We start from the raw sequence: 20,423 nt of genomic DNA on the forward strand, positions 1-20,423 counted from the left end.
CAAATACTCACTTATAGACCAAACAAGACTAGGACTGACGAGCTGAGTGACCAGCAGATGAGCCTTAGAACAAAGGTGGACAGAAAGGGGAACATTGTGGCAACCACCATTACTGAGATAACGGATTGCTTTGAGTACTTTTTCAGCTCCCTTTACCGGCGTGAATTTGTCAAAACACTGCGTCTGAATGAATGCAGCGAGCGGGAATTATTGCCATTAGTACGTTGCTATTTACTGGGTTGGTTTGCGGATAACGTCTCGCCAGAAGTTAAAAGCAGGCTACCTGGAACGGTATCCGGGCATGGTTTCATTGACTTTGTGATTGACGATGTCGCCGTTGAGTTTGCAGTCCGTAAGCCAAAAGCAGCTCGTTCCAATGTCTCCGCAACCGTAAACAGCACGGAAGTGAAGAAACTGATGAAGCACGACGGCAAAGCACTGCTTGTGCTGTTTGACTTTTCTGACACGCCCTATTCAGAAGAGCAGATCGAATCTTTCCGTAACTGGCCCTCCCTGGGTCGGGGGAATCACCGTAAATCAGCTTTCAACGTAGTGTATTTCTTTGTGGAAAAACGCAGACCGCTGGCACTGGGGAAAATCACCAAAAACATTCGTATCAGCTAACAGGATATTTAATGATGAAGAGAATTGTTACTGCATTAGTACTGACAGCCTTAGCCTTCCCGACAATCGCCGCTCAATACGCTAAGCCCGGTGCAGTTTTAACGCTAAAGCCAGTGAACGGTAATGCGGAGTTCAGCATCAACGCATCAACCAAAGATGGCTCAGGGATCTGCAACATGGACGGTACAGCACAACAAATAGCTGCTGGTGAGAATCAGAAACGCCGTTGGGTCTGGAACGATAATTCCAGCCAGTGTGTTGCCGTGCTCAGTGAAATGAAAAATGGGAAAACCAGCGTGATGACTCGTGGTTGCGAAGGATACTGCGGGGCTTCTGCGGCGGGCTTAATGGATGGCCAATACAGCAAAAAATAATAAGACGACAACTTTGATTTGAAGGGAAACAACAAATGAAAATAAATATACTTCTGCTACTGATTGCAGCGGGTTTAATAGTAGGCTGCGGCGATAAGACACCGAAATGCAATAGCGATGACGCCAAGAACCTGGTCGTAGCTATAGCACGGAAAACGATAGAGAAAGGAATGACCCTGGATAAGGATGTACAGATTACGGTAGAAAACGTCAGGATGGTAAGCCATGAGTCAAACCTTGACATTTACCAGTGTGCGGCTGACCTTACATTTGCCAAACCAAACATGAAAGACTCATTGCCTATTACATACCGGATACAGAAAACAGAGGATGGCAAAGGGCAGTTTTATATTAATGTTTCTGGCTTGTAATCTCTTCAATGATACTCCTTTTAAAGGTATTGAGATAGAATACAACTTTTCGCCTTTCAATGAGGTTAAAAACGATCGCGGTGGATGTAATAGGCCCACCGCTCCATAACTTTATAATACCTAACAAATCAGTATAGCCATCCCACCAAGTTGAACAGAACTAATTAAAGCTTAACATTCATTTTAGCTTCAAAAACCATCAATTCATTTTCATTAGCCTTTACCATTTCAGAAATAAGAGAACGACTAACAAATATATCCTCATTATTTAAAAAAGATATATGGTTTGCATAACGATCTACAATAATATCAGATAGACCTCGACTAAAGCCGTCTTGAATAAGTTTTATTTTTGAAGCATCTGTTGTTCCATACTTAATCAGTTTATAGAATGACGCATCCAATACATCCAATGAGTTTAATACCTCAACGAAACGAATAATTTTGTGGTCAATAAAATCATCTTCTTCTTTATGCCTTACGATCGCTAAGTTTATTTTATCCTTTCGAGATTTTTTTGCCATATTTACCCAGTGCTCTTGATGGCTATTTTCATATTTTACATCCCCCCATTTTCCAACATATACAAAATTATTCAAGCCATTAGCAACTCGGTCATCCCAATATTGAATATAGTTATAAATAACCTGTTTAATCGTGATCTTATTCATTCTCCAATCTAATAACATCGCATAAAAGTTACGCGCGGCTTCTTCTTTAAGACGTGACACCTCCTTATATCCGAACCTAACATCAATGAAATCAATAAAAGCAAGCTTTATAATTTCCATTAAAGTACTTGTCGTTTTTACCAGTCCAAATTTAGAGTAAAAACTATCAATTTTTTCTTGTATACTTAATTCAGAAGTAAAAACATCAATCTCATTAATACTATTGGAGATAATAAGCCTTCCAACAACTGTGACAACCTGCTGACATTCAACATCCTGAACAAGCCCAGGATGCAAATTTTCCAACCGTTCTACTGCATTTATATACAAGTCATGATTTATCCCATTTTTTATTTGTGTTGCTTCCAATAAAACATTTGTAACTGTGTCCTTCTCAATCTTATCAACTTTTACTACCCTACGATAAAAACCATCAAGATCTGCTCGCTTTGTTGTAAAACTATCGATACCGACTAAATAAACGCAAGATTCCAGTCTTTCAATAGTATTGAAACCATGCGCAGAAAAAACTTCGCTAAAACGGTTAACTCTTCCGACTAAATTCTTGAATTGGGATGGGGTTAAGTTAGTAGGTCCTTTTCGGTTATCAATTAAAAAAAGCCGGTCAATAGGTAAATTTACCCCTTCTAGCAAAGTGGCACTGCAAATTAAATATTTCAATTGAGTGGACTTCGAAAATAAATCTTCTATATATAATCTTACATTATCAGAAATTGAACCATGATGATATGCTATACCATGACGCAAACATTCAATAATTAAATATTGTTTATCAAAACTTGACGAAAGTTCATCACATGCTTTTTTAATTAAAGGGCAATCCACTATTGGCAATCTTAAGGATAGCTCCTGAGCTAACCTTTCAATGTTTTTTGGCCTGTTAGCATAAATTATATTCTTAGCTAATCCTTCACCTTTGATAAGGTCATATGGATTATTATATTTGGTTAAAGAATCAACCCAAACATCAAGATAATGATCATACTGCTTTAGAATATTATCTCCTCGGTCAGTTCTAAAATCGCACAAGTAGAATCTTTCAGTTTTAACATATTCATTTATTCTAAAACTCCCAATAGGTGAGTTTAAATATCGAATTTTTAGATTTAATTCATCACAAATAAAAGGCGTTAAAAACTTGAACGAAGTTTGATTATTTCTCGCCCATAAAATACAAAGAACCGTCGCTAACAACTCATTCCTAGAATCCCCAGACAATAAGTTATGAGCCTCATCTACAAATACCATATCAAAATAAACAGAATCATTTTGACTCAATAGCCTATTTAACCTCTCCTGAGTAAGAACAAATATACGAGGGTTATTTTTGTCATTATAACTTTCAGGATGGGTGATTACTTTACCTAAGTCATTTATATCAGCATTAATTATTCTCTTCTTTGTTTGAGCTAGTAATGCTTTCGATGGAACAATGATACAAATACGTGAGAATGGATGATCTTTTATCGCTGATATAATTAACTCAGACTTTCCATATGAAGTAGGCGCGACAATCACTACTGACCCAGAATACTGTTCTCTCACATATTCTCGCATTAGAAATTGTTGTTCCGTCATGACAATATCTTCATCTCTAAAATTGTCAATATAACTATCTATAAACTCTCTGAAAAAGGAAGTTTTCTGGTTTTGTTGCTCAGAAATATCTTTACTAATAGAGGCGGAGATAGGTAGCAACCCATTATTAATACTTACATCAAATAAAGCGTTATAATTTTTAGTTTGGATTGTATACAATAGTATTATTCGATATCCTAGCCGACGTAAATGTAGAGATTGTTGATTCATTAAAACTACTGCCACTGCTAGCAATTTAGTATATTCTTTCTGTGATAATTTATTCCCTAATAAAAAAGCAGAATAGAGATCTTTAAATGGCGTATTTAAAAGACGTCTGATAGTGATGTCACGCATATTACGCACCTGCCTCAGTTCTTAAAAAGTCTTCAAGATTTTTTAAGGTTCCTTTTTGCAGAGAGAAAACAAAAAATGACTTAAATAACCCTGCCTCACCTAACGACTTAGAAAACTCATTTATAAACTCCTCAGAGACTTGCTCTGAGACATTATGAAATAGCGCTGATATAAGTAGAGCATTGTTATCTTGCGACACAGCACCACCAACAGTGACTAAGTCCCCCTCATCTTGAAGAATGTCGATAACAACATCTTTGTAATCCACTTTCTTACCATCAATTGCAATTTTTGCAGCATGAATTGCATTTTGCCAATGATTTAGTTGTTGCTCGGCCAACCGGAATTTTAAATCATCACGAGCCGTATTTAAGAGATCTAAGGTAGTCAACGTAGAATCCTTGTCTTTATGTATCTCTCCTGATTTAACTTCTGTAATCCAAACACATTGCCGAGAGGATTCATAGAGAAGAATATCAAACCCTTTTTTAATACTTCGTTCTTCGAGGTTAAAAAATGGTGAAACAATTTCAAAACGAGGAAATAAATTCAAAATTATAACATGCGATAGTAGCTCGCCCAGCATGCCTTTTTTTGTTGTTTCGGCTTTAGAACTATACCTATCCCAAAAGGCTTTAATAGTGTTATTATAATTATACATAGCCCTTTTTTGATTGGCCTGTTCACTTCCGTGACAAATTTGAGATAAATTCATCCTCAATGATTGTTTTATTTCATCAGAAAAATAATCAACACAGCACAATGCAAAGTTATCAAATTCTCGGAATGTAATTCCTTCCATGAAAAATCACCTTCCTGATTTCTTTGAAATAGTTTCATAGAAGAATCTTGATCTAATAAAAAGACTTAATTTAATTTTCATGCTATTTGCCCTCTACGGTCAGATTTTTTAATCCTGAAGCAGTAAACATGTATAACTAATTCAACTCAGGGCCAAGAGTAATTCTCAATCCTGAAAGACTCCCCAAATGTTCAGATGCGTAGTTTTTACTTTCGAAACATTAATAAATTTCACTTAAGCATCTCAGAGAGATCAACTCTTTACCGACTTTACGCCTCAAATCATGCCGCGTCCAGTGGGGTAAATTCGATTCTCTGTGTTCATGCTGGAAGTGTCCAGCACAATCGAGCCAATTACTTTTAGAGCTCTTTACATAAACTCCCTCTTCCAGCTAATGAAATAGCTATGCGCAAACCCTCTTTTTACCGAGCTTCAGCTCAACGCTATGACCAAGCCAGTTGACGCCGACAAACTCATGGAACCCGGAATCGCCGAGCGTACATAATACAACAAGGATTCGAAGTCCGGAGGCATGAAAATGTCTAGCCCAGTGATTAATACAAAGATTTTAACCTTTTCACATTTTGTTGAAAAACACGGATTTGTCAGCATACTAGGTTAAATTATTCCATTGCTCTTAATTTTTATATTTAATAGGAATGACCGATAAATTTATCGTTGATACGCTTAAATACCCCACTAAAGGCTATCAAGAAGAAGTATTCTTAACTTATACAAGACCTTCTTACCCTCCTAAGTTTCTGGCCACTTTTGAGGTTGCATATTCCCCGCGCATAAGGATATTTAAGGAAAAAGGGGGTTAGTAGTAATTAAGAATTGTTAGCTAAATGAAAGATTAACTATCTTTGATACTACTGTTAAATTGTACTTATCAGAGTTGTTATCGGCAAAAGTCTTCATTGCCTTATCCAAAAGCCATGAGTGATGCATGATAACGTTCAGTTTCTCAAAATATTTATCATTAACTTGAAGCAAGTCACAGTATCATGCTAAAAAAACTGATATTACGAAGAAAATTAATATTGTAACCGAATCATAAATGTTATAAGAAGAGGATCTGAACGGATAATTAAACTTCTAAGTCCGCAACAAGATTCATAGATATCATTCGCAATAAAAGGGGGTACAAATGTCAGAAAACATTAATAAAGCCTTATATGAAGGAGAAACTTGCCCGGTTACCGGCATATGGACCGTTGGAGAAAATCCACATTTTGTATCTAAAGATGTATTTGAAAATCAATTATGTACAATGATAAAAAAAGGTGATTTGGCACCTAAAGTCCCATTTAATTTCCCCTATTGGGTGTTTCACGAAGAAGTATAATCTCAGCAAGCGCTCTTCGTTTATTAATATATGATATGCTTCAATTAATTTGCAGCAATCATTATGTTAACCAATCACTCATTTCTATAAAAAGCTTTATTCACTTTTTGCTATCAAGGTAATCTGCCCAAATCTGCAACCATTTCCTACACTCAGTATCATACTTGTAGAGGTTATAAATTCCTTCTACACCGCCTTTTGTATGCCCCAGAATAGCCTCAGCCACTTCGTTAGGACATTGAAGCCGCGATAGCCCGGTACGCACGGTCCGCCGTAAATCATGAGGTGTCCAGCTCGGTATATCTAACATCTGGCCGGATTCACGTAAGCGCCAGGCATTCTCTGTCAGATACTTTTGCTGGATTGGCCGTCTGGTTCGTGTAGATGGAAATAAATATGTATCCGAATTGAGGCGGAGAACTTGTAGAAAATCTATGGCCTGCGTCGATAGCTGAACGTAACGTTCCACGCCTGTTTTAGTCTCGCGCAGATGTATAGTCCCCTTCTCCAGATCAACATCCTTCCACGCCATGTTGCAGACTTCACCAGTACGGCAACCTGTCCAGAGGGTCAGACGAAGCACGTTTTTGATTGTCGGTGAAAAGGCAGAACCCGGAAGCCACTGGAGAAACTTTTTCAGCTCAGTTTCACTCAGCACACGCGTACCGCGATTATTGGTAAGCTTGATTCGAGTCTGACGGAGGCTGGATTTTGCTAGTAGCGCAGGATTGGCAAAGCTGGCATCAAAGCGCCCCAAACCGATAGCGAACTCGTAGGCCAATGAGAGCTCCCTTAGAACGTTACCGGCTTGCACTTTTGCTCCTCTGGCGATAATGCCATTGATTAGCGTAATCACGTCATTGCGTGTGATTTCAGCGGCATTACGATCGCCCAGCTTATCTACCGCATCGGCATACAGTGTTCTGCGCACTTCATCCTGGCCTTTCTTCTTCCGGGCCCCCGGAATGATTTTGCCATCCTTGGTTTTGCGGTCCTCAATGCGCTCAGTCAGGTAGAGCTCAACTAATCCCTGCACTGTCAATTCAGGTACTTTGGCCTGTTCAGCCTCGATTGCACGAAGATGCTTTTCCCGCTTGAGCTCTGATGCAGGACACCGACCTTCCTGACGGAGAAGTTTTAACTCGTTGAGTTTAAGACGTGCAGCGGCGAGAGAAGTCTGCGGAAAGTTGCCAATTTTGACCTGAGCAAGTTTTCCAGTCACAGGGCTCGTGTAACGGTAGAAAAAAGACTTAACACCAGTCGCACCACAGGAGACACGTAAACCACGATTTTCGCCAATATCAGCTTTATCTTTGTCACCTGGCTTCATCATTTCTATCGCTTTAAACGACAGTGGCTTTGCCTCTTGTTTTCCTGCCATAAAGACTCCGTTATCATGCTCCCTACGCATTTATGAAACAAAATGTAGGTTGTGCTGTAAGTAGCCATATTTTACCAGGCTATAGGTTGGCAAGCTACACTTTAACCTACATTTAAATGTAGGATTTCATGAGATCCAATGAGACAAAGTGAAACTCAATGAGAACAACAAACGCCACTAACTCATTAAAATTTAAGAAAATGGACATCATAAACTGATGAGTACACTAGAGAATTTCGACGCCCACACGCCAATGATGCAGCAGTATCTGAAGCTGAAAGCTCAGCATCCGGACATTCTGCTGTTCTATCGCATGGGGGACTTTTACGAGCTGTTTTACGACGATGCCAAACGCGCATCGCAGTTGATGGATATCTCACTGACCAAACGCGGCGCATCGGCGGGTGAACCGATCCCAATGGCGGGCGTACCGTATCATGCCGTCGAAAACTATCTGGCGAAGCTGGTCAGCCTTGGCGAGTCCGTGGCGATTTGCGAACAGATAGGCGATCCTGCCACCAGCAAAGGGCCGGTTGAGCGCAAAGTGGTACGCATTGTGACACCAGGCACCATCAGCGATGAAGCGCTGTTGCAGGAACGTCAGGATAACCTGCTGGCCGCCATCTGGCAGGACAGCAAAGGCTTTGGTTACGCCACGCTGGATATTAGCTCCGGGCGTTTTCGCGTAAGCGAACCGGCCGATCGCGACACCATGGCCGCCGAATTACAACGTACCAACCCCGCCGAACTGCTGTATGCCGAAGACTTTGCGGAAACCACATTGATTGAAGGCCGCCGAGGTTTGCGCCGCCGCCCGCTGTGGGAGTTTGAAATTGACACCGCCCGCCAGCAGCTCAATCTGCAATTCGGTACCCGCGATCTGGTTGGCTTCGGCGTCGAGAATGCGCCGCGCGGTCTGTGCGCCGCCGGTTGCCTGCTGCAATATGTGAAAGACACGCAGCGCACCGCCCTGCCGCATATTCGCTCCATTACTATGGAGCGCCAGCAGGACACCATTATTATGGATGCCGCCACGCGCCGTAATCTGGAGATCACCCAGAACCTGGCAGGCGGGATAGAAAACACGTTGGCGTCGGTGCTGGACTGTACCGTCACCGCCATGGGTAGCCGTATGCTGAAACGCTGGCTGCATATGCCCGTGCGCGATACCCGGGTGTTAGTCGAACGCCAACAAACCATCAGCGCGTTACAGGAACGCACTGGCGAATTACAGCCAGTGTTGCGCCAGGTCGGCGACCTTGAACGTATTCTTGCCCGTCTGGCGCTGCGCACCGCTCGCCCACGCGATCTGGCGCGTATGCGTTACGCTTTCCAGCAATTGCCGGAACTGCGCCGCCAGTTGGCGGACATCGACAGTGCGCCGGTTCAGGCGCTGCGCGAAAACATGGGTGAATTCACCGAACTGCGTGAATTGCTTGAACGGGCGATTATTGACGCTCCGCCTGTGCTGGTGCGCGACGGTGGCGTCATTGCTCCAGGATATAACGCCGAGCTGGACGAGTGGCGTGGGCTGGCGGAGGGGGCGACCGATTACCTCGACAGACTCGAGATCCGTGAACGCGAACGTCTCGGGTTGGATACCCTGAAAGTCGGCTATAACGCCGTGCACGGTTATTACATCCAGATCAGCCGCGGTCAGAGCCACCTGGCGCCCATTCACTATGTGCGCCGCCAGACGCTGAAAAACGCCGAACGCTATATTATTCCGGAGCTGAAAGAGTACGAAGATAAGGTCCTGACCTCTAAAGGCAAATCGCTGGCGCTGGAGAAACAGCTGTATGAAGAACTGTTCGATCTGCTGATGCCACACCTGGCGGATCTGCAACAAAGCGCGTCTGCACTGGCAGAACTGGATGTGCTGGTCAACCTGGCGGAACGCGCTGAAACGCTCAATTACTGCTGCCCGACCTTTAGCGACAAACCGGGCATTCGCATTAGCGAAGGCCGTCACCCGGTGGTGGAACAGGTGCTGAAAGAGCCGTTTATCGCTAACCCGCTGAATTTATCCCCTCAGCGCCGGATGCTGATTATTACCGGGCCGAATATGGGCGGTAAAAGTACCTATATGCGTCAGACTGCATTGATTGCACTGCTGGCGTATATCGGTAGCTATGTTCCGGCACAGAAGGTCGAGATTGGTCCCATTGATCGTATCTTTACCCGAGTCGGCGCGGCGGATGATCTGGCCAGCGGGCGCTCGACTTTTATGGTGGAGATGACCGAGACCGCCAACATTCTGCACAATGCCACCGAAAACAGCCTGGTGTTGATGGATGAGATTGGTCGCGGGACATCCACCTATGATGGTCTGTCGCTGGCCTGGGCTTGCGCAGAAAATCTGGCGAATAAAATCAAGGCACTGACGCTGTTTGCCACTCACTACTTTGAGCTGACGCAACTGCCCGAGAAAATGGAAGGCGTGGCAAATGTGCATCTGGACGCACTGGAGCATGGCGATACCATTGCCTTTATGCACAGCGTGCAGGATGGTGCGGCCAGTAAGAGCTACGGGCTGGCGGTTGCCGCACTGGCTGGCGTGCCGAAAGAGGTGATCAAGCGGGCGCGTGGTAAGCTGCGCGAACTGGAAAGCCTGTCGCCGAATGCAGCAGCTACGCAAGTCGATGGTACGCAGATGTCGCTGCTGGCGGCTCAGGAAGAGACCAGCCCGGCTGTTGAAGCGCTGGAAAATCTTGACCCGGACGCGTTAACACCGCGTCAGGCGCTGGAGTGGATTTATCGACTGAAAAGTCTGGTCTAGGTTGCCCTCACCCCGGCCCTCTCCCCCAGGGAGAGGGAGAAAACCGAGCACTGACCCCGCCCCTCTCCCACAGGGAGAGGGAGAAAACCGAGCACTCACCCCGCCCCTCTCCCCCAGGGAGAGGGAGAAAACCGAGCACTCACCCCGCCCCTCTCCCCCAGGGAGAGGGAGAAAACCGAGCACTCACCCCGGCCCTCCCCCCAAGGAGGGAGAAAACCGAGCATTCACCCCGGCCCTCCCCCCAAGGAGGGAGAAAACCGAGCATTCACGCAGGTTTTCTCACACTGGGAGAAGGGCCCCCTCATTCCTCCTGGAGGAAATGAGGGGAACGACTCATTTCGTCAACAGTGGTGGAATGGTCGGGACTTGCGGCGCGTTATCAATATCCTGTTGCGTCATCCGAAACGCTTCCGGGTAGTGTTCACGGCTGGTGCGGCGCAGTGGCTCAGTATCTCGCCAGGTATATAAACAGTGCTGGCACTGATAAACCGTCCAGACCCCTTTGACTGGCGAGGTCGCCATCACTTCAATCTGCTCATCGGCACAACGTGGGCATATCATCATTCGCTCCTTATCGACGATTCGCCAGCATGGCGGTTAGTTTTTCGGTCCAGGCTTTGGTCTCCGGCAGATCGCGCACCGGCTGGCTATAGTGACCGCGGTTATCCGGTGCGACTGGCGTGGTTGCATCGATAATCAGTTTGTCGGTGATCCCTGCCGGGCTGGATCCCGGATCCAGCTCCAGTACCGACATATTCGGCAACTGAACCAGATCGCCTGCCGGGTTCACTTTTGACGACAGTGCCCACATCACCTGCGGCAAGTTAAACGGATCGACATCTTCATCCACCATGATCACCATCTTCACATAGCCCAACCCGTGCGGCGTGGTCATGGCGCGCAACCCAACGGCGCGGGCAAAACCACCGTAGCGTTTTTTTGTTGAGATGATGGCCAGCAACCCGTGCGTATACATGGCGTTCACCGCCTGGACTTCCGGAAACTCGGCTTTGAGTTGCTGATACAGAGGAACACAGGTGGCAGGCCCAATCAGATAATCAATCTCTGTCCAGGGCATGCCAAGATAGAGTGATTCAAAAATCGGCTGGTTGCGGTAAGAGACTTTATCAATGCGCACCACCGTCATATTGCGCCCGCCGGAATAGTGCCCGGTGAACTCACCAAATGGCCCTTCGATTTCACGCTTACGCCCTTCTATCACCCCTTCGAGGATCACTTCAGACCCCCACGGCACATCGAAACCAGTCAGCGGCGCGGTGGCAATCGGATACGCTTTTTCGCGCAGCGCTCCCGCCATTTCATATTCCGATTGATCGTATTTCAGCGGCGTTGCGCCCATTAGCGTGATGATCGGTTCATTACCCAGCGAAATCACTATGGGTAAATCTTCACCGCGCTCTTCCGCTTTATGCAGGTGCAGCGCGATGTCATGCATCGGCACCGGTTGCAGGCCCAACTTGCGTTTACCTTTGACTTCCATGCGGTAGATACCGACATTCTGTTTACCAAAATGGTCGGGATCGGTCGGGTCGCGAGAAACCACGCAGGCTTTATCGAGGTAAAATCCGCCATCGCCATCGTTGAGGCGGAACAGCGGCAGAATGTCGAATAAGTTGATGTCGTCACCGTCAACGCAGTTCTCCGCCCATGGGGGATTGTCGCGGCGTTCTGGCGCAACCGGGAAGGTATCCCAACGGCGAATAAATTCATCAATCTGCTGCTTCACGGGGGTATTGGGTGGTAGTCCCATGGAAATCGCATGGTTTTGCCACGAACCGATGGTATTCATGGCTACGCGGGCATCCACAAAGCCGCGAATATTATCGAACCACAGTGCGGGCGCGCCTTCACCGATGCGGCCTGTCGCGTTCGCAGCGGCGGCCAGGTCCGGCTCGGCATTGACCTCTTCACTGATCCTGAGCAGTTGTCCCTGGTCTTCCAGCGCGTTTAAAAAACCACGCAAATCATCAAAAGCCATTATGCATTCTCCTGTGAAAAATTCTGTGCCGCCTGCAAGCCGGCCCAACGTTTGGCCTGCGGCAGCGACAGACCAAACTGATCCAGCACGCGCGCAACAATATGCAGCGTGATGTCTTCAACCGTCTGCGGATGGTTGTAATACGCGGGCATCGGCGGCACCATGGCGACGCCAAGTCGGGACAGCGCTAGCATGTTTTCCAGATGGATGGCGCTCAGTGGCATTTCGCGCGGGACCAGCACTAACTTACGTCCCTCTTTCAGCACCACATCGGCGGCGCGTCCTACCAGCCCTTCAGCATAACCCGCGCGAATACCAGCCAGTGTTTTCATACTGCAGGGGATAATGATCATGCCGTCGGTATGGAAAGATCCAGATGAGATCGTGGCTGCCTGATCCGCCGGGTTATGGCAGTAATCCGCCAGCGCGGCGACATCGCGGGCGCGAAAAGGCGTTTCCAGCTCAATGGTGGTTTTTGCCCATTTCGACATCACCAGATGGCTTTCGACGTCTGGCATCGCTTGCAATGCCTGCAATAGCGCCACCGCTAATGGCGCGCCCGTTGCGCCGGTCATTCCTACAATCAGTTTCATCTGGCACCTTATTTTGTTCGTACACGAACATTGTGCCAATAACTTACGCTTGCCCCAAAAGAGTGACAAGAGAGTCACGGCGTTAGTCGCATAAAAGGTTAAAAACAGAGGCGTTATAAAGCGGCGCGGAAGCCGCTATGATAAAAGGAAGATCATGATGTGGAGTGCACATGGAATTAAGAAACGAAGCGTTTCACCTGTTACGCCAGCTCTTTCAGCAGCACACAGCGCAATGGCAGCAAGCGTTGCCAACGCTGACAAAGCCGCAGTATTCGGTGTTACGCTCCATTGCCGAACATCCGGGGATTGAACAGGTGATATTGACGGAAGCGGCGGTCAGCACGAAAGCAACGCTGGCGGAGATGCTCAGCCGCATGGAGAGCCGTGGGCTGGTGCGTCGGGAAAGCGATCCTGCGGATAAGCGTCGACGGTTTGTTTATCTGACGAAAGAAGGCGAAACATTGCTGGCGGCGAGCATTCCTGTTGGCAACGACGTGGACGAAGCGTTTTTAGGCCGACTTACCGCTGAGGAACGACAGGCGTTTTCGCTGCTCATCAGGAAGATGATGGCAAAAGCGTAATGCCAGAAATGAAAAAGGCCGGGTCATCTGCGACCGGCCTTTTTGGCTTGAATGGGTGCTTATTCGCGGAACAGCGCTTCGATATTCAGCCCTTGCGTTTGCAGGATTTCGCGCAAACGACGCAGACCTTCAACCTGAATCTGGCGAACACGTTCACGAGTGAGGCCAATTTCGCGGCCCACATCTTCGAGCGTCGCAGCTTCATAACCCAGCAGACCGAAACGACGCGCCAGCACTTCACGCTGTTTGGCATTCAGTTCGAACAGCCATTTGACGATGCTCTGTTTCATATCATCGTCCTGCGTGGTGTCTTCCGGGCCGTTATCTTTCTCATCGGCCAGGATATCCAGCAGCGCTTTTTCAGAATCACCGCCCAGCGGTGTATCAACTGAGGTAATGCGCTCGTTGAGACGCAGCATACGGCTGACATCATCAACAGGTTTATCAAGCTGTTCGGCTATCTCTTCCGCACTCGGTTCATGGTCCAGCTTATGGGACAACTCACGCGCGGTGCGCAGATAAACGTTCAGCTCTTTCACAATGTGAATCGGCAAACGAATGGTACGGGTTTGATTCATGATCGCCCGTTCAATGGTCTGACGGATCCACCAGGTGGCGTAAGTCGAGAAACGGAACCCACGTTCCGGGTCAAACTTCTCAACGGCGCGGATTAACCCCAGGTTGCCCTCTTCAATCAGATCCAGCAGCGCCAGACCACGATTGCTGTAACGACGGGCAATCTTCACCACCAGACGCAGGTTACTTTCAATCATGCGACGGCGTGAGGCTACGTCACCTCGTAATGCACGGCGTGCGAAATAGACTTCTTCTTCGGCCGTCAATAGTGGGGAATACCCGATTTCCCCAAGGTATAGCTGAGTTGCGTCTAAAACACGCTGGGTAGCACCCTGCGATAACAGCTCTTCTTCCGCCAGGTCGTTATCACTGGGTTCCTCTTCTACTAAGGCTTTTTCGTCAAAAACCTCTGCTCCGTTCTCATCAAATTCCGCATCTTCATTTAGATCATGAACTTTCAGCGTATTCTGACTCATAAGGTGGCTCCTACCCGTGATCCCTGGGCAAAGCACCGGAACACTCATCACTGTGCTCATTGCAGCGGCATCTGCGCACGCTGCAATGGCTCAAATGGGGAGTGCTTCAACCACTTTGCACCGATTTATCGCTGCGGCAAATAACGCAGCGGGTTTACGGATTTCCCCTTGTAACGAATTTCAAAATGCAAGCGTGTAGAACTGGTGCCGGTGCTACCCATGGTAGCTATTTTCTGCCCCGCCTTAACTTCTTGTTGTTCCCGGACCAGCATCGTATCGTTATGGGCGTAGGCACTCAGGTAATCATCGTTATGTTTAATGATGATGAGATTCCCGTAACCGCGCAGCGCATTACCGGCATAAACGACGCGCCCATCTGCGGTCGCGACAATAGCCTGTCCTTTGCTACCCGAGATATCGACCCCTTTATTGCCACCTTCGGTAGCAGAGAAGTTGTCGATAACTTTGCCGTCAGTCGGCCAGCGCCATGCTGAGATTGGCGAGCTGGTTGATGTACTGCTGACAGTCGGTTCGGTCGTGCTGACAGAAGGTGCCGTAACAGGCGCTGTGACCACGGTCGCAGGCTTGTTGTTAGGCAACATTTTATTAGCACTTTGTTCACCTGAATCTTCAGAATACGTAATTGTCGGTTTCGAAGCAACCACCACGGTTGAATTTTGTGCAGGTTTTGAGACGATTCCTTGCGCAGATGCATCAGCCTGAGTTATTGCATTACCACCTGTGATTGGCGCACCAGATGCATTACCCACCTGGAGCGTTTGTCCGACTTCCAGACTATACGGCGCAGCGACATGATTGCGTTGCGCTAAATCACGGAAATCGTTCCCGGTGATCCACGCAATATAAAACAGCGTGTCACCACGTTTAACGGTGTAAGTACTGCCGCCGGCATAGCTGCCTTTTGGAATATTGCCGTACTGGCGGTTATAGACAATGCGCCCGTTCACGGTCTGCACAGGCTGCTGGGCGACCGGTTGGATTTGCGCAGGCTGAACGCTGTGGCGCTGAACCGGCTGGATTGCCGGTTGCTGCTGCGATGCCGAGCCAATTTTGGGCGGCGGTGTGATGAGCATTCCTGAACCGGAATGGGAACTTGTACCGGCGTTACCGCCAACCGAGCTCACTGGCGCAGGCGCGTTAGTGGAATTTGAACACCCTGCCAGCCAAAGTGAAACCAGCGACAATGCCGCAATACGACTTACGGTGAATTTAGGGCTTCCCGTGCTCATTTTTCCCCCAACAATATGTATGATACCAATGACTTAATAATTACCGTGTACGTCAGCGGCAAATTTGCCCACCATACGCTGTTATCGCCTGAAAAACCCAGGAAAACTCTGTTTCTCAGGCCAGTTCGCCCCGCACCAGCGGGACAAAACGTACGGCTTCCACGGTATCGATAATAAATTCGCTGCCCCGCCGACGAACACGCTTCAGTTGTTGGTGTTCGTCGCCCACGGGCAAAACGAGAATTCCGCCTTCATCCAGTTGCGCCATCAGCGCAGCCGGAATCTCCGGCGGTGCGGCGGTCACGATGATGGCATCAAACGGCGCACGGGCCTGCCACCCTTGCCAGCCATCGCCGTGACGTGTAGAAACATTATGTAAATCAAGCTGTTTCAGGCGGCGACGCGCCTGCCACTGTAGCCCTTTGATGCGTTCAACTGAACAGACGTGGTGCACCAGTTGCGCCAGAATCGCCGTCTGGTAGCCGGATCCGGTGCCAATCTCCAGCACGCGGGAGGCGGGCGTCAACTCCAGCAGCTCCGTCATACGCGCCACCATGTAAGGCTGGGAAATGGTTTGCCCCTGGCCAATCGGCAGCGCAACGTTATCCCACGCTTTGTGTTCAAACGCTTCATCGATAAATTTCTCGCGCGGCACGCGCGACAAGGCCTCAAGCACTTGCTCGTTTTTAATGCCCTGCGCACGTAATTGCGTGAGAAGATCCTGAACGCGTTTGCTTACCATTGCCTGTTCACCCCGGCTCGCTCCAACCAGCCCGAGACCACATCATGCGCGCTGTAAGCGGTTAAATCCACATGCAGCGGCGTCACCGACACATACCCCTCGTCGATGGCAGCAAAATCGGTGTCCGGTCCGGCGTCACATTTTTCCCCCGGAGGGCCAATCCAGTACAGCGTGTTGCCACGCGGATCCTGCTGCGGAATCACCTGATCGGCGGGATGACGGCTGCCGCAGCGGGTCACGCGAATGCCTTTGATCTCCTCAAGCGGAAGATCCGGCACATTGATATTCAGGATACGACCGGTACGCAGCGGCTCACGGTTAAGTGCACGCAGAATTGAGCAGGTGACGGCCGCCGCCGTTGCATAATGGGTATGCCCGTTGAGCGACACAGCCAGCGCCGGGAATCCCAAATGACGACCTTCCATTGCAGCAGCAACGGTGCCGGAGTAGATAACATCATCGCCAAGATTCGGCCCGGCATTAATACCGGAGACAACCACATCCGGACGCGGGCGCATCAGCGCATTCACGCCCAGATAGACACAATCCGTTGGCGTGCCCATCTGTACGGCGATATCGCCGTTATCAAACGTGAAGGTGCGAAGTGAAGATTCAAGCGTAAGCGAATTAGACGCGCCGCTGCGGTTACGATCGGGTGCGACAACTTGTACGTCGGCAAACTCCCGGAGAGCCTTTGCCAGCGTCTGAATGCCCGGCGCATGGATCCCGTCATCGTTACTCAGCAATATTCGCATAATCACCCGATGTGTTGATAAGTTCCCTGACCACACTGGTGGCAAAACTTCCCGCCGGGAGCCAGAAACGTAACTCGACGGTAACGTCATCCCACCAGTTCCAGCGAAGCGACTGCGGGTAAAGCAGCATCGCGCGGCGCGCCGCCTCGACTTTTTCCCGCACCAGCAGCGCCTGTAATTCCGGCGCGTCGGCGATAGCGTGTTGCTCAAAGGCCAGCGCCTCACGCTGCGCTCCCCATTCGCCGCAGCCAGGCAGCGATGCGGTGATCATTAACGCTTTGGCATCCACGCGAGCCTGCACGTCAGCGCGTTCGTCCTCGGTTGCGACGAACCAGCTTCCGCGCCCCGCTAATTGTAGCGCATCGCCGTCAACAACTTGATTAAAGTCCGGTTTTTTCAGACGCTCGCTAACCATTTGATTAAACAACGCACTGCGGGCCGCCGACAACCAAAAACTGCGTTTGTTGCGATCGCGCACCGGGGCATTGCTTTGCGCCCAGCGCAACGCGCCCTGGACGTTGCTGCCGCCAATGCCAAAGCGCTGAGCGCCGAAATAGTTCGGCACACCGCGCTCCGCAATGGCCTGCAAACGTGATTCGACATCCGCGCGATCGCTCACCTCACGCAATACCACCGTAAACGCATTACCCTGCAAAGCACCGAGGCGCAACTTACGTTTATGACGGGCATACTCCAGCACTTTGCACCCTTCCAGCTCAAAGGCGCTGAGATCCGGCATGGCATTCCCCGGCACACGAGCGCACAACCACTGCTCTGTGACAGCATGCTTATCTTTCTGCCCGGCAAAACTCACTTCCCGCGCGGGAATTTTAAGGAATTTTGCCAGCGCATCCGCAACAAAACGCGTGTTACAGCCGTTTTTCAGAATACGTACAAGAATATGCTCGCCCTCGCCGTCTGGCTCGAAACCGAGATCTTCCACCACCACAAAATCTTCCGGGTTGGCTTTTAAAATGCCCGTCGCTGTCGGTTTGCCATGCAACCAGGTCAGATTCTCAAAATCGATCATTTTGCCGCCTTCACCAGCAACACCACCGCTTCACAGGCAATGCCTTCGCCACGACCGGTAAAGCCAAGCTTTTCGGTGGTCGTGGCTTTCACGTTGACGTCATCCATGTGGCAGCCAAGATCTTCGGCAATAAACACGCGCATCTGCGGAATGTGCGGTAACATTTTCGGCGCCTGGGCGATGATCGTCACATCGACGTTGCCAAGTGTATAGCCTTTGGCCTGGATGCGACGCCACGCTTCACGCAGCAGCCCGCGGCTATCCGCGCCCTTAAACGCCGGATCGGTATCCGGAAACAGTTTACCGATGTCGCCCAACGCCGCTGCGCCAAGCAGGGCGTCCGTGAGCGCATGTAGCGCGACGTCACCATCGGAATGCGCCAACAGGCCTTTTTCGTAAGGAATGCGCACGCCGCCGATGATTATCGGGCCTTCGCCGCCAAACGCGTGTACGTCAAAACCGTGTCCAATGCGCATTTATGCTTTCTCCTGGAGGTCTGAATGGGTCAGATAGAATTCTGCGAGTCGTAAATCTTCAGGTCGGGTGACTTTAATATTATCCGCACGCCCGGCAACCAATTCCGGGTGAAAGCCACAATGTTCCAGCGCGGAGGCCTCATCGGTGATGATAGCCCCTTCATTCATCGCCCGAATCAGGCAATCGTGAAGGAGTTCCAGCGGGAAAAACTGCGGCGTCAGCGCATGCCATAAATCATTACGTTCAACCGTATGGGCAATGGCGGTTTTACCTGGCTCGGCACGCTTCATGGTGTCGCGTACGGGGGAGGCAAGAATACCGCCGACGCGGCTGGTTTCGCGCAGTTGCAGCAGGCGGTTTAAATCATCCTGACACAGGCAAGGACGCGCGGCATCATGCACCAGCACCCACTGCGCGCCCACGGCGGCTTTCAAACCAGCGAGCACGGAATCGGCGCGTTCAGCGCCACCGTCCACGACGGTGATCTGTGGATGACGGGCGAGCGGTAAGCGGGCAAAACGTTCGTCGCCAGGGCTGACGGCGATGATCACCCGGCCAACGCGCGGGTTAACGAGCAGCGCGGAAACCGCATGCTCAAGGATCGTTTTATCGCCAATGGAGAGATATTGCTTAGGACATTCCGTTTGCATGCGGCGGCCGAATCCGGCTGCCGGCACCACGGCACAGACGTCCGGTATCATTGCTGACATGTCGTAAACCCGGGACTGTTAAGGTCTGTTTTGTGTATTTTGTGAATTCTGCGTGTTTTGCGTTGACCCCGGCGCGCGTTTCGATGCGTCCGGCACCAGACGATAGAATGTTTCGCCCGGTTTGGTCATGGTCAATTCGTTGCGTGCGCGTTCCTCAATCGCTTCCTGACCGCCGTTGAGATCGTCAATTTCGGCGAAAAGCTGATCGTTGCGCGCTTTTAATTTGGCGTTAGTCGCCTGTTGTGCCGCTACATCTTCGCTGACGCGGCCGTAATCGTGCAGACCATTCTTGCCAAACCACAGTGAGTACTGTAGCCAGACCAGCAAAGCCAGCAATAGCAGCGTTAGTTTACCCATCCTGCCCCCTGAAAAACGGCATCATCATCCCATAACTTTTCGTCAGACTCCACTCCGGGGTCTGGTGATACCGCACAAGCGCCAGACTTTAGCATATTTCACTGCCGAACCGTAGCCCACCCCGTATCCCGGATACATTGTCTTAACATGCGTTACGGTTTGACGTATGCATGCCCTCAGCCGAGCAGCCACATAAACAGCACGCCGAACATGGCGATCACGGTCAGCAATGTCGCCACGCTACTGTACAGCAACTTACCGTCGAGCAGTGAATGCAACGCAATGCCAACCACCACCGAAACGGGCATCAGCGCAAGGAAGAAGGGCCAGGTGTAGAGAAAGAAAAAGAGCGTGTTGGGGCCGTAAATCATAAACGGGATCGCCAGCGCCACCAGCCATGCAACGAACCCCACAACGGCCCCAGGGAGCGACCATGTGGTTTCGTCGGCGGTCGTCGTAGAAAGCGACTCCGACCTGGAGAGGGTGATGTTCTGACTATTACGCATATCTGATCCTGTTACCTTAACGACCGGCAAAGGGGGGATACGCGCAATCATCAGGCAACGTGGAA

Annotated in this window: 21 protein-coding genes; 6 read left to right on the plus strand and 15 right to left on the minus strand. The window is 49.3% G+C overall.

Annotated elements, in window-relative coordinates; all coding sequences use genetic code 11:
• The first annotated feature begins 96 nt into the window (after positions 1 to 96).
• Genes ABGA49_RS13325 through ABGA49_RS13335 form a run of 3 tightly spaced genes read left to right on the plus strand, consistent with a single transcriptional unit; the run spans position 97 to position 1,369 of the window.
• Complete coding sequence (locus ABGA49_RS13325) at positions 97 to 624, plus strand: hypothetical protein (protein ID WP_347665659.1); 528 nt, start codon at positions 97 to 99, stop codon at positions 622 to 624.
• A gap of 14 nt (positions 625 to 638) precedes the next feature.
• Positions 639 to 998: an acyl-CoA dehydrogenase gene (locus ABGA49_RS13330; RefSeq protein WP_347665706.1), complete on the plus strand. Its 360-nt coding sequence runs from the start codon at positions 639 to 641 to the stop codon at positions 996 to 998.
• Positions 999 to 1,033: 35 nt separating this feature from the next.
• On the plus strand, positions 1,034 to 1,369 hold the full coding sequence (locus ABGA49_RS13335) for a hypothetical protein (RefSeq protein ID WP_347665660.1): 336 nt from the start codon (positions 1,034 to 1,036) through the stop codon (positions 1,367 to 1,369).
• A gap of 164 nt (positions 1,370 to 1,533) precedes the next feature.
• Here the strand turns inward: ABGA49_RS13335 and ABGA49_RS13340 are convergent, their stop codons facing one another.
• Together ABGA49_RS13340 and ABGA49_RS13345 are read right to left on the minus strand one after the other, a co-directional pair.
• Positions 1,534 to 3,996, minus strand: coding sequence for a DEAD/DEAH box helicase (locus ABGA49_RS13340; RefSeq protein ID WP_347665661.1), 2,463 nt, complete (start codon positions 3,994 to 3,996; stop codon positions 1,534 to 1,536).
• 1 nt (position 3,997) lies between these two features.
• A complete protein-coding gene (locus ABGA49_RS13345) occupies positions 3,998 to 4,798 on the minus strand; it encodes a hypothetical protein (RefSeq protein ID WP_347665662.1) in 801 nt (266 codons plus the stop codon).
• Positions 4,799 to 5,948: 1,150 nt separating this feature from the next.
• Here ABGA49_RS13345 and ABGA49_RS13350 point away from each other — a divergent pair.
• On the plus strand, positions 5,949 to 6,146 hold the full coding sequence (locus ABGA49_RS13350) for a hypothetical protein (RefSeq protein WP_305735147.1): 198 nt from the start codon (positions 5,949 to 5,951) through the stop codon (positions 6,144 to 6,146).
• Between the two features lie 100 nt (positions 6,147 to 6,246).
• Here ABGA49_RS13350 and ABGA49_RS13355 read toward each other — a convergent pair whose 3' ends face one another.
• Entirely contained in the window at positions 6,247 to 7,527 is a 1,281-nt protein-coding gene (locus tag ABGA49_RS13355; protein WP_347665663.1) for a tyrosine-type recombinase/integrase, read from the minus strand.
• Positions 7,528 to 7,744: 217 nt separating this feature from the next.
• Here ABGA49_RS13355 and mutS point away from each other — a divergent pair, with 217 nt between their 5' ends.
• Complete coding sequence (mutS, locus tag ABGA49_RS13360; protein ID WP_347665664.1) at positions 7,745 to 10,306, plus strand: DNA mismatch repair protein MutS; 2,562 nt, start codon at positions 7,745 to 7,747, stop codon at positions 10,304 to 10,306.
• Positions 10,307 to 10,639: 333 nt separating this feature from the next.
• Here the strand turns inward: mutS and ABGA49_RS13365 are convergent, their stop codons facing one another.
• The 3 genes from ABGA49_RS13365 to ABGA49_RS13375 are packed head-to-tail and all read right to left on the minus strand — an operon-like array spanning position 10,640 to position 12,898.
• Entirely contained in the window at positions 10,640 to 10,867 is a 228-nt protein-coding gene (locus tag ABGA49_RS13365) for a non-oxidative hydroxyarylic acid decarboxylases subunit D (protein ID WP_061493364.1), read from the minus strand.
• Positions 10,868 to 10,877: 10 nt separating this feature from the next.
• Positions 10,878 to 12,305, minus strand: coding sequence for a non-oxidative hydroxyarylic acid decarboxylases subunit C (locus tag ABGA49_RS13370; RefSeq protein WP_088237797.1), 1,428 nt, complete (start codon positions 12,303 to 12,305; stop codon positions 10,878 to 10,880).
• A complete protein-coding gene (locus tag ABGA49_RS13375; RefSeq protein ID WP_061493362.1) occupies positions 12,305 to 12,898 on the minus strand; it encodes a non-oxidative hydroxyarylic acid decarboxylases subunit B in 594 nt (197 codons plus the stop codon). The genes ABGA49_RS13370 and ABGA49_RS13375 overlap by 1 nt, the downstream gene beginning before the upstream one ends.
• A 170-nt stretch (positions 12,899 to 13,068) precedes the next feature.
• Here ABGA49_RS13375 and ABGA49_RS13380 point away from each other — a divergent pair, with 170 nt between their 5' ends.
• Positions 13,069 to 13,479, plus strand: a complete 411-nt coding sequence (locus ABGA49_RS13380; RefSeq protein ID WP_061493361.1) for a MarR family transcriptional regulator — start codon at positions 13,069 to 13,071, stop codon at positions 13,477 to 13,479.
• 59 nt (positions 13,480 to 13,538) lie between these two features.
• On the opposite strand, the gene rpoS is transcribed toward ABGA49_RS13380, so the two are convergent.
• From rpoS to ABGA49_RS13425, 9 genes are all read right to left on the minus strand, one after another.
• On the minus strand, positions 13,539 to 14,531 hold the full coding sequence (gene rpoS / locus ABGA49_RS13385) for an RNA polymerase sigma factor RpoS (RefSeq protein WP_061493360.1): 993 nt from the start codon (positions 14,529 to 14,531) through the stop codon (positions 13,539 to 13,541).
• A 125-nt stretch (positions 14,532 to 14,656) separates the two neighbouring features.
• Positions 14,657 to 15,781 (minus strand): murein hydrolase activator NlpD, encoded by a 1,125-nt coding sequence (nlpD, locus tag ABGA49_RS13390; protein WP_061493359.1) that lies wholly within the window; start codon positions 15,779 to 15,781, stop codon positions 14,657 to 14,659.
• A 115-nt stretch (positions 15,782 to 15,896) separates the two neighbouring features.
• Entirely contained in the window at positions 15,897 to 16,523 is a 627-nt protein-coding gene (locus ABGA49_RS13395; RefSeq protein ID WP_061493358.1) for a protein-L-isoaspartate(D-aspartate) O-methyltransferase, read from the minus strand.
• Positions 16,517 to 17,278: a 5'/3'-nucleotidase SurE gene (surE, locus tag ABGA49_RS13400; RefSeq protein WP_061493357.1), complete on the minus strand. Its 762-nt coding sequence runs from the start codon at positions 17,276 to 17,278 to the stop codon at positions 16,517 to 16,519. Before surE ends, ABGA49_RS13395 begins: the two co-directional genes overlap by 7 nt.
• A complete protein-coding gene (gene truD, locus ABGA49_RS13405) occupies positions 17,259 to 18,308 on the minus strand; it encodes a tRNA pseudouridine(13) synthase TruD (RefSeq protein ID WP_061493356.1) in 1,050 nt (349 codons plus the stop codon). Before truD ends, surE begins: the two co-directional genes overlap by 20 nt.
• Positions 18,305 to 18,784 (minus strand): 2-C-methyl-D-erythritol 2,4-cyclodiphosphate synthase, encoded by a 480-nt coding sequence (gene ispF / locus ABGA49_RS13410; RefSeq protein ID WP_061493355.1) that lies wholly within the window; start codon positions 18,782 to 18,784, stop codon positions 18,305 to 18,307. The genes truD and ispF overlap by 4 nt, the downstream gene beginning before the upstream one ends.
• Positions 18,785 to 19,495, minus strand: coding sequence for a 2-C-methyl-D-erythritol 4-phosphate cytidylyltransferase (ispD, locus tag ABGA49_RS13415; protein ID WP_061493354.1), 711 nt, complete (start codon positions 19,493 to 19,495; stop codon positions 18,785 to 18,787).
• An 18-nt stretch (positions 19,496 to 19,513) separates the two neighbouring features.
• The gene (gene ftsB, locus ABGA49_RS13420; protein ID WP_061493353.1) at positions 19,514 to 19,852 is read right to left on the minus strand and encodes a cell division protein FtsB; all 339 of its coding nucleotides are present in this window, start codon (positions 19,850 to 19,852) and stop codon (positions 19,514 to 19,516) included.
• 176 nt (positions 19,853 to 20,028) lie between these two features.
• Positions 20,029 to 20,358 (minus strand): DUF3561 family protein, encoded by a 330-nt coding sequence (locus ABGA49_RS13425; RefSeq protein ID WP_061493352.1) that lies wholly within the window; start codon positions 20,356 to 20,358, stop codon positions 20,029 to 20,031.
• Between the last annotated feature and the right edge of the window lie 65 nt (positions 20,359 to 20,423).

The organism is Kosakonia sp. WA-90, from assembly GCF_039871955.1.
GTDB lineage: Bacteria > Pseudomonadota > Gammaproteobacteria > Enterobacterales > Enterobacteriaceae > Kosakonia > Kosakonia oryzendophytica.

What these genes read in the sequence shown, in the direction of transcription:
- ftsB (WP_061493353.1), bottom strand. Translation starts at nt 19,852, where the DNA reads ATGGGTAAACTAACGCTGCTATTGCTGGCTTTGCTGGTCTGGCTACAG.
- ABGA49_RS13425 (WP_061493352.1), bottom strand. Translation starts at nt 20,358, where the DNA reads ATGCGTAATAGTCAGAACATCACCCTCTCCAGGTCGGAGTCGCTTTCT.
- surE (WP_061493357.1), bottom strand. Translation starts at nt 17,278, where the DNA reads ATGCGAATATTGCTGAGTAACGATGACGGGATCCATGCGCCGGGCATT.
- ABGA49_RS13345 (WP_347665662.1), bottom strand. Translation starts at nt 4,798, where the DNA reads ATGGAAGGAATTACATTCCGAGAATTTGATAACTTTGCATTGTGCTGT.
- ABGA49_RS13395 (WP_061493358.1), bottom strand. Translation starts at nt 16,523, where the DNA reads ATGGTAAGCAAACGCGTTCAGGATCTTCTCACGCAATTACGTGCGCAG.
- ispD (WP_061493354.1), bottom strand. Translation starts at nt 19,495, where the DNA reads ATGTCAGCAATGATACCGGACGTCTGTGCCGTGGTGCCGGCAGCCGGA.
- mutS (WP_347665664.1), top strand. Translation starts at nt 7,745, where the DNA reads ATGAGTACACTAGAGAATTTCGACGCCCACACGCCAATGATGCAGCAG.
- ABGA49_RS13365 (WP_061493364.1), bottom strand. Translation starts at nt 10,867, where the DNA reads ATGATATGCCCACGTTGTGCCGATGAGCAGATTGAAGTGATGGCGACC.
- ABGA49_RS13355 (WP_347665663.1), bottom strand. Translation starts at nt 7,527, where the DNA reads ATGGCAGGAAAACAAGAGGCAAAGCCACTGTCGTTTAAAGCGATAGAA.
- ABGA49_RS13335 (WP_347665660.1), top strand. Translation starts at nt 1,034, where the DNA reads ATGAAAATAAATATACTTCTGCTACTGATTGCAGCGGGTTTAATAGTA.
- ABGA49_RS13380 (WP_061493361.1), top strand. Translation starts at nt 13,069, where the DNA reads ATGGAATTAAGAAACGAAGCGTTTCACCTGTTACGCCAGCTCTTTCAG.
- ispF (WP_061493355.1), bottom strand. Translation starts at nt 18,784, where the DNA reads ATGCGCATTGGACACGGTTTTGACGTACACGCGTTTGGCGGCGAAGGC.
- ABGA49_RS13330 (WP_347665706.1), top strand. Translation starts at nt 639, where the DNA reads ATGAAGAGAATTGTTACTGCATTAGTACTGACAGCCTTAGCCTTCCCG.
- rpoS (WP_061493360.1), bottom strand. Translation starts at nt 14,531, where the DNA reads ATGAGTCAGAATACGCTGAAAGTTCATGATCTAAATGAAGATGCGGAA.
- ABGA49_RS13340 (WP_347665661.1), bottom strand. Translation starts at nt 3,996, where the DNA reads ATGCGTGACATCACTATCAGACGTCTTTTAAATACGCCATTTAAAGAT.
- nlpD (WP_061493359.1), bottom strand. Translation starts at nt 15,781, where the DNA reads ATGAGCACGGGAAGCCCTAAATTCACCGTAAGTCGTATTGCGGCATTG.
- truD (WP_061493356.1), bottom strand. Translation starts at nt 18,308, where the DNA reads ATGATCGATTTTGAGAATCTGACCTGGTTGCATGGCAAACCGACAGCG.
- ABGA49_RS13350 (WP_305735147.1), top strand. Translation starts at nt 5,949, where the DNA reads ATGTCAGAAAACATTAATAAAGCCTTATATGAAGGAGAAACTTGCCCG.
- ABGA49_RS13370 (WP_088237797.1), bottom strand. Translation starts at nt 12,305, where the DNA reads ATGGCTTTTGATGATTTGCGTGGTTTTTTAAACGCGCTGGAAGACCAG.
- ABGA49_RS13375 (WP_061493362.1), bottom strand. Translation starts at nt 12,898, where the DNA reads ATGAAACTGATTGTAGGAATGACCGGCGCAACGGGCGCGCCATTAGCG.